The sequence below is a fragment of the Vibrio splendidus genome (genome assembly GCF_003345295.1).
Taxonomy (GTDB): domain Bacteria; phylum Pseudomonadota; class Gammaproteobacteria; order Enterobacterales; family Vibrionaceae; genus Vibrio; species Vibrio splendidus_K.
In genome coordinates, this window is the sequence record NZ_CP031055.1 from 3,052,540 (window position 1) to 3,066,740 (window position 14,201).

At 44.4% G+C, this 14,201-nt stretch carries 13 protein-coding genes and 1 pseudogene; 2 read left to right on the forward strand and 12 right to left on the reverse strand.

What is annotated here, in order from left to right; genetic code table 11:
• Window positions 1-54: 54 nt before the first annotated feature.
• From dinF to DUN60_RS13665, 4 genes are all read right to left on the reverse strand, one after another.
• The gene (gene dinF / locus DUN60_RS13645; protein WP_208638344.1) at window positions 55-1,410 is read right to left on the reverse strand and encodes an MATE family efflux transporter DinF; all 1,356 of its coding nucleotides are present in this window, start codon (window positions 1,408-1,410) and stop codon (window positions 55-57) included.
• 117 nt (window positions 1,411-1,527) lie between these two features.
• Window positions 1,528-2,406 (reverse strand): class I SAM-dependent methyltransferase, encoded by an 879-nt coding sequence (locus tag DUN60_RS13650; RefSeq protein ID WP_029404910.1) that lies wholly within the window; start codon window positions 2,404-2,406, stop codon window positions 1,528-1,530.
• A gap of 97 nt (window positions 2,407-2,503) precedes the next feature.
• Window positions 2,504-3,124, reverse strand: a complete 621-nt coding sequence (lexA, locus tag DUN60_RS13655; protein WP_004736702.1) for a transcriptional repressor LexA — start codon at window positions 3,122-3,124, stop codon at window positions 2,504-2,506.
• A gap of 94 nt (window positions 3,125-3,218) precedes the next feature.
• A complete protein-coding gene (locus DUN60_RS13665) occupies window positions 3,219-3,581 on the reverse strand; it encodes a diacylglycerol kinase (RefSeq protein ID WP_114634104.1) in 363 nt (120 codons plus the stop codon).
• Window positions 3,582-3,801: 220 nt separating this feature from the next.
• Here DUN60_RS13665 and plsB point away from each other — a divergent pair, with 220 nt between their 5' ends.
• On the forward strand, window positions 3,802-6,225 hold the full coding sequence (gene plsB, locus DUN60_RS13670) for a glycerol-3-phosphate 1-O-acyltransferase PlsB (RefSeq protein ID WP_004736704.1): 2,424 nt from the start codon (window positions 3,802-3,804) through the stop codon (window positions 6,223-6,225).
• Between the two features lie 103 nt (window positions 6,226-6,328).
• On the opposite strand, the pseudogene ubiA reads toward plsB, so the two are convergent.
• Window positions 6,329-7,182, reverse strand: a pseudogene (gene ubiA, locus DUN60_RS13675) (4-hydroxybenzoate octaprenyltransferase).
• Window positions 7,183-7,725 (reverse strand): chorismate lyase, encoded by a 543-nt coding sequence (locus DUN60_RS13680; protein WP_004736706.1) that lies wholly within the window; start codon window positions 7,723-7,725, stop codon window positions 7,183-7,185.
• A 162-nt stretch (window positions 7,726-7,887) separates the two neighbouring features.
• Here DUN60_RS13680 and DUN60_RS13685 point away from each other — a divergent pair, with 162 nt between their 5' ends.
• The gene (locus tag DUN60_RS13685; RefSeq protein WP_004736708.1) at window positions 7,888-8,295 is read left to right on the forward strand and encodes a flagellar basal body-associated protein FliL; all 408 of its coding nucleotides are present in this window, start codon (window positions 7,888-7,890) and stop codon (window positions 8,293-8,295) included.
• 86 nt (window positions 8,296-8,381) lie between these two features.
• Here the strand turns inward: DUN60_RS13685 and glpG are convergent, their stop codons facing one another.
• The 6 genes from glpG to ftsY all read right to left on the reverse strand — a co-directional run bounded on the left by glpG (window position 8,382) and on the right by ftsY (window position 14,034).
• Window positions 8,382-9,227: a rhomboid family intramembrane serine protease GlpG gene (gene glpG / locus DUN60_RS13690; RefSeq protein ID WP_114634105.1), complete on the reverse strand. Its 846-nt coding sequence runs from the start codon at window positions 9,225-9,227 to the stop codon at window positions 8,382-8,384.
• Between the two features lie 58 nt (window positions 9,228-9,285).
• Entirely contained in the window at window positions 9,286-9,606 is a 321-nt protein-coding gene (gene glpE, locus DUN60_RS13695; protein WP_004736711.1) for a thiosulfate sulfurtransferase GlpE, read from the reverse strand.
• A 429-nt stretch (window positions 9,607-10,035) separates the two neighbouring features.
• Entirely contained in the window at window positions 10,036-10,893 is an 858-nt protein-coding gene (rpoH, locus tag DUN60_RS13705; protein WP_026012297.1) for an RNA polymerase sigma factor RpoH, read from the reverse strand.
• A gap of 177 nt (window positions 10,894-11,070) precedes the next feature.
• On the reverse strand, window positions 11,071-12,039 hold the full coding sequence (gene ftsX, locus DUN60_RS13710; protein WP_114634106.1) for a permease-like cell division protein FtsX: 969 nt from the start codon (window positions 12,037-12,039) through the stop codon (window positions 11,071-11,073).
• Entirely contained in the window at window positions 12,026-12,703 is a 678-nt protein-coding gene (gene ftsE, locus DUN60_RS13715) for a cell division ATP-binding protein FtsE (protein WP_004736585.1), read from the reverse strand. The genes ftsX and ftsE overlap by 14 nt, the downstream gene beginning before the upstream one ends.
• A 77-nt stretch (window positions 12,704-12,780) precedes the next feature.
• Window positions 12,781-14,034, reverse strand: a complete 1,254-nt coding sequence (gene ftsY / locus DUN60_RS13720) for a signal recognition particle-docking protein FtsY (RefSeq protein ID WP_114634107.1) — start codon at window positions 14,032-14,034, stop codon at window positions 12,781-12,783.
• Window positions 14,035-14,201 lie beyond the last annotated feature (167 nt).

Here is a 14,201-nt window from a genome sequence, read left to right on the forward strand (position 1 = left end):
TTTACCTGCACAGCTTCTCTTTTTCGCTCCCTGAACTAAGCTATCTAATCTAAGCTAAGCGAGAAACTCACCTTTCTTCCACTGAGAGATAAATAGAACACCAAGACCAATGCCGCGCATTGCCATAAAGCTCAACATTGCTAGCCACAGTGCATGGTTCTCTAAACCTGATGCTAAGTAGAAAATCGCAAAGAAACTGCAGGTGGCCACAAACATACTGTTGCGCATATCCTTGCCTTTGGTAGCGCCCACGAAAATACCGTCTAGCAAGAAGCACCACATAGAAACGAGCGGCATCGCAATCAGCCATGGCAGATACACCTCAGCCTGACTCTTAACCTCTGGAATTGTAGTAATCATATTAATCAAACTAGACCCAGCAATCGCGAACGCTATGGTCAGTACCAAACAAATATTGAAGCTCCAGAAGAAAGTGCCAATCAAAGACTGATTTAACTCTTCTTTATCTTTCGCGCCAATCGCCTTTCCGACCATAGCTTCCATTGCATAAGCAAAACCATCCATCCCATAAGAAATGATCATCAAGAAGCTCATCAATACCGCATTAGCCGCCACCACATCATCACCAAAACTTGCACCTTGGAACGTCATAAAAGTGAAAGTCGCTTGCAGACAAAGCGAGCGCAGAAAGATATCGCGATTCAGTTTTACGAAACGACTCAAACCTTGGCTGGTTTTCTTAAGCAACTCCCATGGAGATGGCAGTTGCCTCTTCATCCAGATTCGATAAACACAAATTAAGCCAAACGTTAGACCCGCATAGTCCGCAATTACCGATGCCAATGCCGCACCTTCAACTTGCCATCCAAGGCCAATCACAAAAACGATATCCAAAACGATGTTGGTGATATTAGTGATAATCACCATCCACATTGGCGCTTTGGCATTTTGGGTTCCGAGCAACCAACCTAACAGCACAAAGTTAGTTAGCGCAGCAGGTGCACTCCAGGCACGGATAGAGAAGTACTGCAGGCCATAATGTTTGACTTGCTCGCTGGCACTGCTCAATGAGAAAACCGCATCCGCAACAAAGCTGTGTAAAAGCAAAAAGACACCAGCAAACCCTAAGGCCATAGTCACGCCTTGCACAAAGACTAAACCAAGCTGCTTACCATCATTCGCACCATAAGATTGCGCGGCCAATCCAGTCGTTGACATACGCAGGAAACCAAGCAACCAGAAGGTCACACTGATCATGGTGCCGCCTAAGGCCACACCACCTAAATACCAAGAATGCTCTAGGTGACCGATAACTGCAGCATCAACTAAGCCCAGCAGTGGAACCGTAATATTAGAGAGAACCATCGGGATCGCGAGTAATAGCACTTTTTTGTGCATCGCCTGATTGGATAGCGTTTGAAAAATAGTTTGGGGATTAAATAGCTTCACGATCACCTCTTTGATTAGAGGCGATAGTTTAACCTAGTGGGTGGGCTTTCACTATGTTGTGGGGTTTTACTTATCTTGATACTTCTATTCAGCTACCTGCAAACAAAGTCGCTAGCACTACCACTTAACAAGCACCAACTGTGGCGTTAAGCGCTTTTTGACCTGAGAGATCTTACACAGTAATCGCTGCCACAATTTCCAACGATTGCATTGTTGATCAAGTGGAGAAAACGCTTTTACCCATTGCGCCCATGGCAGCCAATTAAGAACACTGTCTACTGGAGAAGATAAGCCATGTGCATATTTTCCTGAACCAAGCTTTTGCCCAAGAGCACTAGAGCTTTTGTCTCCAGCTAACACTAAACACGCGTGTGCATGAGTAAAGTAACGACTCAATGACTGAATAAAATATGCGGTTTGTTGTTCATTGCAATCAAGCAAAGCATGTTCGCACACCACCATCACTGAGGCTTGTTCTGGGATGTTGAGCTCATCCAACCAAGTCAGATCGTCAACCGAACCACACTCCAAACGGTAGCGTTCATTCTTGTGGAACAGGCGTTGGCGCCAAACTAGATTTTCAGTTACATCCAATTCAACCCAATGACAGCGGCCATTATCTAAACGGTAGAAACGAGTATCGAGGCCTGCCCCAACATTGATAATCCAAGCATCTGGGTTATGAGATAGAAATTGTTGAACTTGAGAGTCACAAAGCTGAGTCAATGTTGCGTAGAGAAGTTGTTGTTGGTCGAGTTCACCAGTAAGACATTCTGGTGCTAATTGGCAGCGCTTGCAGGCTTGAGCTGCGATAGGGTCATAGACTAGGCCGTCATCGGCAAGGCTTTCGCGGCTGCGAAACCAAAGATGTTGAACGAGATCCGTCGGAACTTGGAATTCCTGATGTGCAGACCCTTGATCAAAAGGAGCCTTTTGAACAGAAGAGCGCGGCTTAGGAATAAGCGGCTTTATTTGAGGTTTGGTTGGATTTGGCATCATCATCTTCCTTGTATCTCGACAAAGAAGATGATAATGAATATCAATTACAATAACAAGTTATTGAGAATAAATATCAATAAGCTGTTTGTACTGATTACATCCAGTCAGTGTTGCGGATAATACCAACAGCCAGCCCTTCAATAGACAAGTGTTGAGATTCTAGATCGACATGGATTGGAGAAAACTCTTCATTTTCAGCGTGTAACAGCACCGTTGAACCTTTACGTTCTAGGCGTTTTACCGTTACATCATCATCGACACGAGCCACGACAACCTGACCATCGCGGACATCTTGTGTTTTATGAACAGCTAATAGATCACCGTCCATAATACCGATGTCTTTCATACTTTCGCCATTTACACGAAGTAAGAAGTCAGCTTGTGGTTTAAACATGCCTGGATCAACTTGATAATGCATTTCTACATGCTCTTGAGCCAAAATAGGCTCACCAGCGGCAACCTGACCGATTAGTGGTAAACCTTGCTCTTCATTCGCTGCATCTTCAAGCAAAATACGAATACCACGAGACGCACCCGGGATAATCTCAATCGCTTCTTTACGAGCAAGAGCTTTTAAATGTTCTTCTGCAGCATTAGCAGAACGGAAGCCAAGTTCGCGCGCGATTTCTGCACGTGTCGGTGGCATACCGAAATCTTCGATCTTACTTTTGATAAGGTCAAAAACTTGTTGCTGGCGGGGCGTTAACGGCTTCATGATTCACCTGTCTTTTTATACAGTTGACTGTGAGTATATCCAGTAACTGAACAAAAGCAAAGCAATTGGTTGTTTTTAGTTCATTTTTAGCGAATTACAAAAACAAGATCTCTAGCCACACGTAACCCGCTAATACTAAACAGATAAAAACTGCAGCTGAGCCAACATCTTTCGCCATCCCAGAAAGCTCATGATGTTCACTACCGATTCGGTCAACGACCGCTTCAATCGCGGTATTGATCAACTCGACAACCATCACCAACACGACGGCTGAAATCATCAAGATTCTCTCAACTTGGCTTACATCTAAGTAAAACGCCAACGGAATAAGCACTGCGGCCATGAATACTTCTTGTCGAAATGCCGCCTCGTTTTTAAACGAGCTCGTGATGCCTTGCCATGAAAAGCCCGCCGCTTTCACGATACGTTTGAATCCGGTGTTTGAATTTTTGGTCATTTTTAACCCTATACTCAATCAGTCGATGAATGATTTTCCACAAACTTAACGGCAATATGACTATTTCCATTAAAAGGTTAGACCAGTTTCTGGTATTCTTGCATCGATTAAATTTACGCCTAGGCTTATCCCTATTTCACTCACAGGATTTATCCTTTTCATCATAGAAATAGAGATACGCTTGAGCACATTGAAATAACTATTGAGGCAGTGAACCTATATGTCTTCTGGACAATCTTTTTCACGTTCATTAATGAAGCTACCTTTATCCGTATTGGTAAAGGGCACATCAATTCCTTCAAACCCTGTTGAGGATTTGAACATTGATTTGAGCAAACCGATTGTATACGCCTTACCATTTCGCTCAAGTGTAGACATTCTTACATTGCAAAAACATGCACTTGAATTAGGGTTACCTGATCCGTTGAGCAAGCTTGAAATCAATGGCAAATCACTGCAACGCTACGTTTTTATCTCTTCTCGCAAAACTCTACTGCAAGACGATGATTATGTACCAAGCTCATCAATTGAAGTCTTCTCTGAGCTGCTTTCACTGCATGCTGAAGACTCTGATCTCGACGTTCAAGTTATCCCTGCCACTGTATTGTGGGGTCGTAAACCAGGTAAAGAGAATAACCAGAAACCTTACCTACAAGCAATGAACGGCTTAGAGAAATCAAAAGCGGTATTACTGGCAGGTCGTGACTGCTTGGTTCGCTTTAGTCCTGTGGTTTCTCTACGTTACATGGCTAACTCACACGGCACCGACAACACCATCGCACACAAACTGGCGCGCGTAGCACGTATTCACTTTTCTCGCCAAAAATTGGCGGCATCAGGTCCTAACCTGCCAAGTCGCCAAGCTCTGTTTGACCGCCTACTAAAATCTGAAGCGATCAAGAAAGCGATTGAAGATGAAGCACAAGCAAAGAACATCTCGATCGAGAAAGCGAGCAAAGAAGCTCAAGACATCATGGACGAGATTGCTGCGAACTTCTCTTACTCGCTAATCAAACGCGGTGAGAAGATTCTTGGTTGGTTGTGGAATAAGTTGTATCAAGGCCTGCATATCAGCAACGCTTCAACCGTTCGTAAGCTAGCTCAAGATGGTCACGAGATTGTTTATGTGCCTTGTCATCGTAGTCACATGGATTACTTACTGCTTTCTTACGTGCTTTACCACGAAGGCATGGTGCCACCGCATATCGCTGCGGGTATCAATCTGAACTTCTTCCCTGCCGGTCCTATTTTCCGTCATGGTGGTGCGTTCTTTATTCGTCGTAGCTTCAAAGGCAACAAGCTGTACTCGACTATTTTCCGTGAATATCTGGCGGAATTGTTCGCCAAAGGTTACTCGGTCGAGTATTTCAGTGAAGGTGGTCGCTCTCGTACAGGTCGCCTACTACAAGCTAAAACCGGCATGTTGGCGATGACTATTCAGGCTATGCTGCGCGGCATGAACCGTCCAGTGACGTTAGTACCTGTGTACATCGGCTATGAGCACGTAATGGAAGTGGCGACCTACGCAAAAGAACTTCGCGGTAAGCGCAAAGAAAAAGAAAATGCGAGCCTAGTGATTCGTACGCTCCGTAAACTGCGCAATTTTGGTAAAGGCTACGTGAACTTTGGTGAGCCGATTCAGCTTAACCAATATCTGAACGAGCACGCTCCAGAGTGGACTAAAGATATCGATCCAATGGGAACCAGCAAGCCACAATGGATGAATCCAGTGGTTAATGACCTAGCAACCAAAATGATGACACACATTAACGATGCGGCAGCGACCAACGCACTAACACTTTGTGCAACGGCGTTACTGGCTTCAAGACAGCGTGCATTGTCTCGTGATTCTTTGGTTTCTCAGATCAACTGTTACCTATCTCTGCTTAAGAACGTACCTTACTCTGATACATTTACGGTACCAAAAGACAGCGCTGAAGATCTGGTAAAACACGCTGAATCGCTGAACAAGTTCCTAATTGAATCAGACTCAATGGGCGACATCATTTCGCTAGACCGTCACCAGTCAATTCTGATGACCTACTACCGTAATAACATCATTCATTTGTTTGCTCTACCATCATTAATTGCTCAGATGACCATTCGTCAGCACGGCCTAACCATTGACACGATTCAAGAGAACGTTGCTGCTATCTACCCGTTCTTGAAGAAAGAGTTGTTCTTAAGCTACGACGAAGATCAGCTTGAAAGCGTGGTGGCGAACATCATTGAAGAGCTTGTTGGCCAAGGTATGCTTGTGGTTTCGGACAACCAAGTCACCATCAACCAGTCAAACAGCCAAGCACTGATGCTGTTAGGCCGTACGATTTCAGAAACGCTACAGCGCTACTCTATTGCTCTGAACCTATTGGCAGAGAACCCTGATCTGGATAAATCTGATCTTGAGCAGAAGAGCCAAGACATCGCACAACGACTGGGACGTCTACAAGGCATTAATGCACCAGAGTTCTTCGATAAAGGTGTGTTTGCGTCGATGTTCGCAACTTTGAAACAGCAGCAATATTTGGATAACGATGGTAACTGCGATTTAGAAAAGACTCAGCAATTCGCTAAGCTTCTTTACTCAATGCTTTACCCAGAGGTCCGTCTGACGATTCAAGAGAGTATCCACCAAGCAGAGTAATCGCTTGGTTAGCAATTGCTTTAATCACTAGACTGAACACGATCAAAAAAGGCACCCATTGGGTGCCTTTTTATTGAGCGTTAGTTTTGCAAAAAACTCGTGCTTACCAGAAGGTGATGAATAAGCCTGCTGTCACTGCCATTCCAACATAATTGTTGTTTAGGAAAGCTTGGAAACATAAATCTCGATCACGGTGGCGCATCAGATGTTGTTGATACACAAACAAGCCCCCGCAACCAGCAGTGCCCAATAAAAGGTATCTCCTAATTGGTAATGCATGCCTAACGCTATTAACATCGCCAGTGTCACTAGCTGTAAGAAGCCAACGATAAGCTTGTCGAAACGACCAAATAGAATAGCCGTCGATTTGATGCCAATTTTTAAGTCATCATCTCGGTCAACCATTGCATATTGCGTGTCGTAGGCAATCGTCCACAGCGCATTGATAATGAAAATAAACCAGACCACACTAGGTAGCTCATTAGTTTGCGCCGCCCAAGCCATTGGGATTGCCCAACTAAACGCTAAGCCGAGGAACAACTGTGGAAGGTGCGTAAAACGCTTCATAAAAGGATAAATGAAGGCTAAGCCAACACCGATAACAGAAAGCTTAATCGTCAGCGGATTCATGGTTAGCACCAGCAAGAACGAAACCATGGCTAGCACTAAAAAGAGCAGAATAGCTTCCTTACTGGAAACCAAACCGGAAGGTAATGGACGCTGCTTGGTGCGTTTTACATGGCCATCCACTTTACGGTCAGCAAAATCATTGATCACACAGCCAGCTGAACGCATCAATACCACGCCGAGTACGAAAACAACCAAGACATCAAAATCAGGCATACCTTTCGCGGCGATAATCAGCGACCATAAGGTCGGCCAAAGGAGTAACAGGGTACCAATCGGGCGATTCATTCGCGTTAATTGCCAATACGCCTTCGCTTTGGTGGCAAACATTTACACACTCTCCTTAGAGTAAATGGGTGATGTTGGCAAAAACAGTTCTGCCACAAGCATCGGTTTATGGTTCATCCATAATCGAGAACGACGCGCGAGCAGTCGCTCATCGCCTGCGATAACCCAACCGACTTGCAGCGCATCTCGCTCCACGTTCTCAGCGCTGAACACGGTTAAACCAAGTGGGACATTACCTTGTTGAGAAAGGTCAGAGTGCTGATGATCTTCTAATGTGACTCGAGGAATCAAGGTTCGCCCTAACACCCACGGCTCATCATCACCCTTCAAAATTACTTTACGCAGTAAGCAATCAAACGATGATAAAAGAAGTTCCTCGTCCTGTTGTAGCATTGAGCGTTCTACAACTTGATTATGAAGCAACTCAACAGACAGGTGCTGACAGCTCTTGCCCAACTTGCGGGAAAGAGAACCTTGCTCCAAAAGCCACTCTCTGGTGATTTTATTAGGAAAATCAAATGTTTCTGTACTTTGCCAATCTACATTCATTAACGAATTAAGATACAGCGATATTGGCTGATTCATACTAGTATTCAATAGGTGACTTTACACGTACAATAAAGCTTCAACTTTCGAACAAAATTAAAGCGTTCTTCGAATTGTAAACGTATTTAGATTTAGACCGCTCATTGTAACAAGACTAATGCGTTTCGAATATCGCGAATAAACTAAAGAAAAGTCACAAATATGCACAAACGTTATGTAGCCCAAATATTTCTTGCGATTACCCTACTCTTTTCAGCATCAAGTTTCGCTGAAGAGGAATCGGCACCCAAACTAGCCTACTTCACGCTAGAGCCTGACCTGACCACCAATTTTTACACTAAAGGTAAAAAACTGGGCTACATTCAGGTTCGCCTCGATATTATGGTTGCGAATAGTAACGACTTGGCAGCCATTGAGCACCACCAACCACTGATTCGTGATGCTGTGATTGAATTGCTCGGTAAACAAAACGAAGAAACCATTAAGTCTCTATCTGGTCGTGAAGATTTAAGAAAAACCTTAGTTGAACATCTCAACAAGGTATTGCTTCCTGAAACAGGCAAAACCCTCATTGCTGACCTACTGTTTACCAAATACCTTTATCAGTAATAATGATGTAAAAACGAATCCAAATAAAAAAGCGGCTCATCTGGCCGCTTTGTTGTCTCTATTATTTAGCTACTGCCAAAAAACATCTACTCGCTTCGTGCTGAACTCGGTGCTTTCATAGCATCAATCCAACCAATAATGACACCAGCGGCTAGGCCAGCCAAATGAGCGGTGTTTGCAATGGCCATGAACGGTTGCATGTACCCAAGCACTAGCCACACCAACATAAAGCCGACGATCTGTCTTGGAATGCCTAAACCAAGCTGAGGGGCTTTTGCACCCACCACCCATAAATAGCCAACCAAGGCATACACAACACCAGACAAACCACCGAAATTCGCCCCTTCAACCCAGTACTGCCCAGCACCTGAAAGCGCAGAAGAGACAGCAAAGATCTGAAGTAGCTTGAGGCTGCCTAGTTTTTTTTCAATGTCTCCACCTAACTGCCACCACCACAAAATATTAAATGCGATATGCATAACAGAGAAGTGCAGAACAGCATGGCTTAACCAACGCCACAACTGCCATTGTTGTCCGTCAACCGCAGGGAAATGTAGGGCGTTGAAAATAGCTTGACCAAAACCGACTTGCTGCAGTGCAAAAATCACCACACACACCAACATCAGGCTGAGTGTAACTGGGCCCGCTTTGGCTTTTATCATGCTCATAAAACTTGGCGTGTGATAATGAAAGTTGCTCTTTCTGGTCTCTGCCATGTCCCAAGACGCTGCTTGATAGCGTTTATGATTGGGTTCCGATAGGAAACGATTGAGCTCAGCCTCGGTTTCAACCTGATATTGACCATCAAGAAGCCAAAGAGCAAAACGCCCTTCTCCCTCAGGTGACATCTGAATAGGGATCTGACGAGAGGCCATATAATCAATAAACGCTTGAGCAAGACGTGGATTGTCTAACACCATCAATCTAATCATTGTTACTTCCTATTCATGCTATGAGAGATGCTTGAAGCGGTTCAAGTGATAAAGGCTATTAACCCGCGATCACTGGAAGTTCAGCACGATGCCAAGCTTCAAATCCACCATCAACACTATATACCTCTTCAAAGCCTTGGTTCACTAAATATTGTGCCGCACCTTGGCTACTAATACCGTGATAACACATCACTAAGATTGGCTGTTCGAACTCAACCTCATCCATGAACGACACCATGGTATCGTTAGTAAGATGGTAAGCGGTTTTTGAGTGAGCTACCGCAAAAGACTGCGGGTCACGTATATCGACAAGTCGAGCTTCGCCTTGTTCAATAAGGGCTTGAGCACCTTTAACATCAATATGTTTAAACTGGTCCATGACTTTCTCTTTTATACTGATTTACTTTGCTGCCATTGTAACCTATCCCAAGGCTAACAATCACATCCACTTAATAAGGTTATCCACCAGCGATCACTTTTACACCATTTGTGGATAAACCTGTGAATTGCGTGAATAAAGTGCTTTTTTAAAAATGGATCCACAACATGTAGTAATGATCCTGATCTAGCTGTGGGTTAACTGAAACATATCCCCACTCGAAAAACCCCTTCAAAGCCTTACTACACCCTGCTTTTAGACAGCTGACGAATAAACTTCTCACAGAGTTATCCACAAAATCACTTTGCAAATTTCGATCGCAAAAATTGAGAAATCGATCCAAAACAAAAAGGCCGAGATCTCTCGATCTCGGCCTTTTCAAAATTCAGCTATTTGTTAGCTCTACTATTAGATAGAAACTAGATGCTATTAGAAATCGCCAACGGCTTGTTTCAATTTCTTCATCGCATTCTTTTCTAACTGGCGAACACGCTCTGCAGAAATGCTGTAGGTATCCGCTAAGTCTTGTAGTGTCGACTTATTATCATCTAACCAACGTGAGCGCACAATGTGCTGGCTGCGTTCGTCTAAGCTCTTCAATGCGAGTCCTAGGCGATTGTTGGTATGAGATTCCCAGTTAGCCGCTTCAACCGTTTCTGCAACGTCTGACGCTTTGTCTTCTAGGTAGTAAACTGGAGCCGTGTAAGCAGAACCACCGTCATCGTCATCCATCGGAGCTTCAAACGTAGCATCTTGTGCCGCTAAACGTGATTCCATCTCACGAACTTCTGAAGGCTCAACACCCAACTCACGTGCAACCGTCTCAACTTCGCCGTTATTGAACCAACCTAAACGCTTTTTAGACTTACGAAGGTTAAAGAACAATTTACGTTGTGCTTTCGTTGTTGCGATCTTAACGATACGCCAGTTACGCAAAACGTACTCATGAATCTCAGCTTTGATCCAGTGAACAGCAAAAGAGACTAGACGAACACCAACTTCTGGATTGAAGCGCTTAACAGCCTTCATCAAGCCGATGTTACCTTCTTGGACGAGATCAGCCATTGGTAGCCCGTAGCCAGAGTAGCCTCTTGCAACGTGCACCACGAATCTTAGGTGGGAAAGGATCAAGCCTTTCGCAGCGTCGATCTCACCTTTGTAATGTAATCGCTCTGCAAGTCCACGTTCCTCTTCAGGAGTCAGCATAGGGTAGCTGTTCGCTGAGCGGATATAGCTATCTAAACTATCTTGTGTGACTAAAGCCATTTGATACGCTTGGTTTGCCATTCGGTTCCTCATCAATCTCTGATCTGGAGTAATACATCTATTAAAACCCGACAATCTTGAACCTAAAATGAACAGGTTTCAAGGAGGGGGGAGTAATTATGCATAATCAATTCGTCTATACAAGGCAAAAACTGGTTAAGAACTGCCTATTTTTCGTATAAATATGACTCTATTCACCTAAACTGGTTCAATTTCTTTTAGGTGACGCTGTGCAGAAAGCTTCGCAGCCACACTACCAAGCAGGGTTCCGACGATCAAAAGTAATAAAGATTCATCCCAACTCAGGCCAATTAAGCGGAAATGGCTATCATAAAGCTGAGCCAAATCATCCACTGCACTGTTGAGCAATACGGTAATCAATGCCGTCATTACCCAAGCACTAATCGAACCTAAAACACCAAACCACATCCCAGCATAAAGGTATGGTCGAAGAATGTAGCTGTCAGTAGCACCAATCAGCTTCATGGTTTGAATCTCGTCTTTATGCGCCAACACATTAAAGCGTAATGTATTGCCAATAATCAAAAATACCGCGCCCAACATCAATACCGTTAGAGTAATCACGATTACCGCAGCTAATGCTTTGATCGCATCTAATCGAGCTAACCAATCTTCGTCTAAACGAACATCGGTCACTAGATCTTGCTTTTTAACGTTGCTTGCTAATTCTTTGATTAAGACATCACTGTGTACGCTTGGCGTAATCACCAACACACCAGGCAATGAATAGTCATCTAGGCTAGTCAGGGCATCTTCAAAACCAGAATATTGGCTTAGATCCGCAAGCCCTTGTTGCGGTGAAATGTATTCCACCAGCTCGACTTGCTCCCAACTTTCAATTTCATCCTTAAGCACCATTACTCTCGGCTCAGGAATACCATCCTCTACATAAGCACTTATTTGTGACGGGCTGGTGACATCTTGAGCCACTTCACCAACGTTCTTGCCCAGTAGGTACAAACAAGCTGGCATCGCCAAAGCCATTGAGATCACCGCAAGGGTCAACAAGTTGCCCAACGGACGTTGCCACATTTGCGAGAACGATGACTTAGCTTGTTTCCAATGAACAACAAAGAAACCGTCGCTTGAAGCCCGGTTTGCTGCTCGATTGGATTGAGGTTTCTTGATGCGCTTATTCGCGGCCATAATCTTCAACCTCACTCAAAAAGCCTTGGTTTAACTCAAGATGACGGTACTGAGGGCGAGTGTTCACTAACCCGATATCGTGAGTCGCTAGGATGATCGTGACACCTGCGCGGTTGAATTCTTCAAACAAACGTAATACACGGTTAGATAATTCAGGATCGAGGTTACCGGTCGGCTCATCCGCTAAAAGCAGAGTTGGACGGTTAACCACAGCGCGAGCGATACCCACGCGTTGCTGCTCACCACCAGAAAGCTGGCTTGGCAAACAACGGGCTTTGTCTAGTAAGCCGGTTTTATCCAACGCAGCACTGACTCGGCGTTTTATTTCGTTTTCAGAAATAGATTCAATGCGCATAGGCAGAGCAACGTTATCAAAAATCGAGCGATCCATCAGTAGGCGATGGTCTTGAAAGACAATCCCGATGTTACGACGTAAGAAGGGAATGTCTTTAGCTGGGATACGAGTGATATCGTGATCGTTAAACCAAACACGTCCGTCAGTTGGACGCTCGATGGCGCAGATCAACTTCAGCAAGGTACTTTTACCAGCGCCAGAGTGACCACCCAAAAAAGCCATCTCTCCACGTTTAAGATGAAAATCTACTTTTTGGAGCGCTTGTCGCCCACCTCGGTAGGCTTTACTCACTTGCTGAAATTTGATCACCGAAAATTCCTCTTACGATCACTCATATCAAATTTAAAACGGTAGCAGGTTAAGGATAAACCACTTTGCTACTCGCGTTACTCTTCGCGGCTAAATAGTGCTTCAATAAAGTCTTTAGACTCAAATGGACGCAGGTCATCAATGCCTTCACCCACACCAATGTAGCGGATTGGAATCTGGAACTGGTCAGCAATTGAGAAAATCACGCCGCCTTTCGCCGTACCATCTAGCTTAGTGAGCGTAATACCCGTTACTGGTGCCACGTCACTGAACAGCTTCGCTTGGCTGATAGCATTCTGACCGGTACCTGCATCGAGCGTTAACATGATTTCGTGCGGTGCAGAGTCATCAATCTTCTTCATTACACGAACAATCTTACGCAGCTCTTCCATCAAGTTACTCTTGTTCTGCAAACGACCTGCAGTATCGGCAATCACAACATCAACACCACGCGCTTTCGCCGCTTCAATGGCATCGTAGATAACAGACGCGCTATCGGCACCTGTGTGCTGAGCGATCACAGGAACATTATTACGTTGGCCCCAAACCTGAAGTTGTTCAACCGCTGCCGCACGGAAGGTATCACCCGCCGCCAACATCACTTTCTTGCCTTCACTTTGGAATTGTTTAGCCAGCTTACCGATGGTGGTTGTCTTACCGACACCGTTCACACCAACCATTAAAATAACGTAAGGTGTTTTAGTCGTATCAACAACCAATGGCTGTTCCACTTGGCTTAAGATATCCGCCATCTCTTCTTTGAGCAGACCATATAGAGCTTCACCGTCTTTTAGGTCATTACGAGATGCTTTTTCTGTCAGATTTTCAATGATCTTAACCGTGGTATTCATACCCACGTCTGCAATCAGAAGTTGCTCTTCTAGTTCTTCAAACAGATCTTCATCGATTTGTTTACCCTTGAACAAGCCAAAGAAGCCAGCACCGATGTTTGCTTTAGTGCGGCTAAGACTACGCTTAAGGCGCGCAAAGAAACTTTCTGTCGGCTTATCTTGAACTTCTTCAACCTGAGCTTGAGGAACAGCAACATCTTCCTGTTCTGCTTCTGCTTCTGCTTCTGCTTCTGCTTCTGCTACGACAGGCTGCTGCTCTTGCTGAATCTCTTCAAGCGCTTGCTCTGAATCAACTGGCTTAGATTCAACTGGCGTAGTTACCTCTAGTTCAGACTCGGCTTGTTCAACCTCGACTTGTGATTCAACTTCAGTTTGATCTTCAACGTTTTCTACGTTCGCTTCATTCTGAGTTTTTGGGCTTTGTTCTTCGTCACCAAAACCAAGCCACGATAATAATCCGCGCTTCTTTTTTTCCGTCATCAGAGGAGTTTCCTAGATCTACTAATTAGCTGTATTGACTTAATACACGTCGACTCTTTGCTATTGTTATACAATACAAGCTTGTACAAACGAATAGTAAAGAAAAATGACAAAGCAGTGATAAGTTTGCTTTTAGCTTGATACACTTTGTCATTGCAAATTTATTT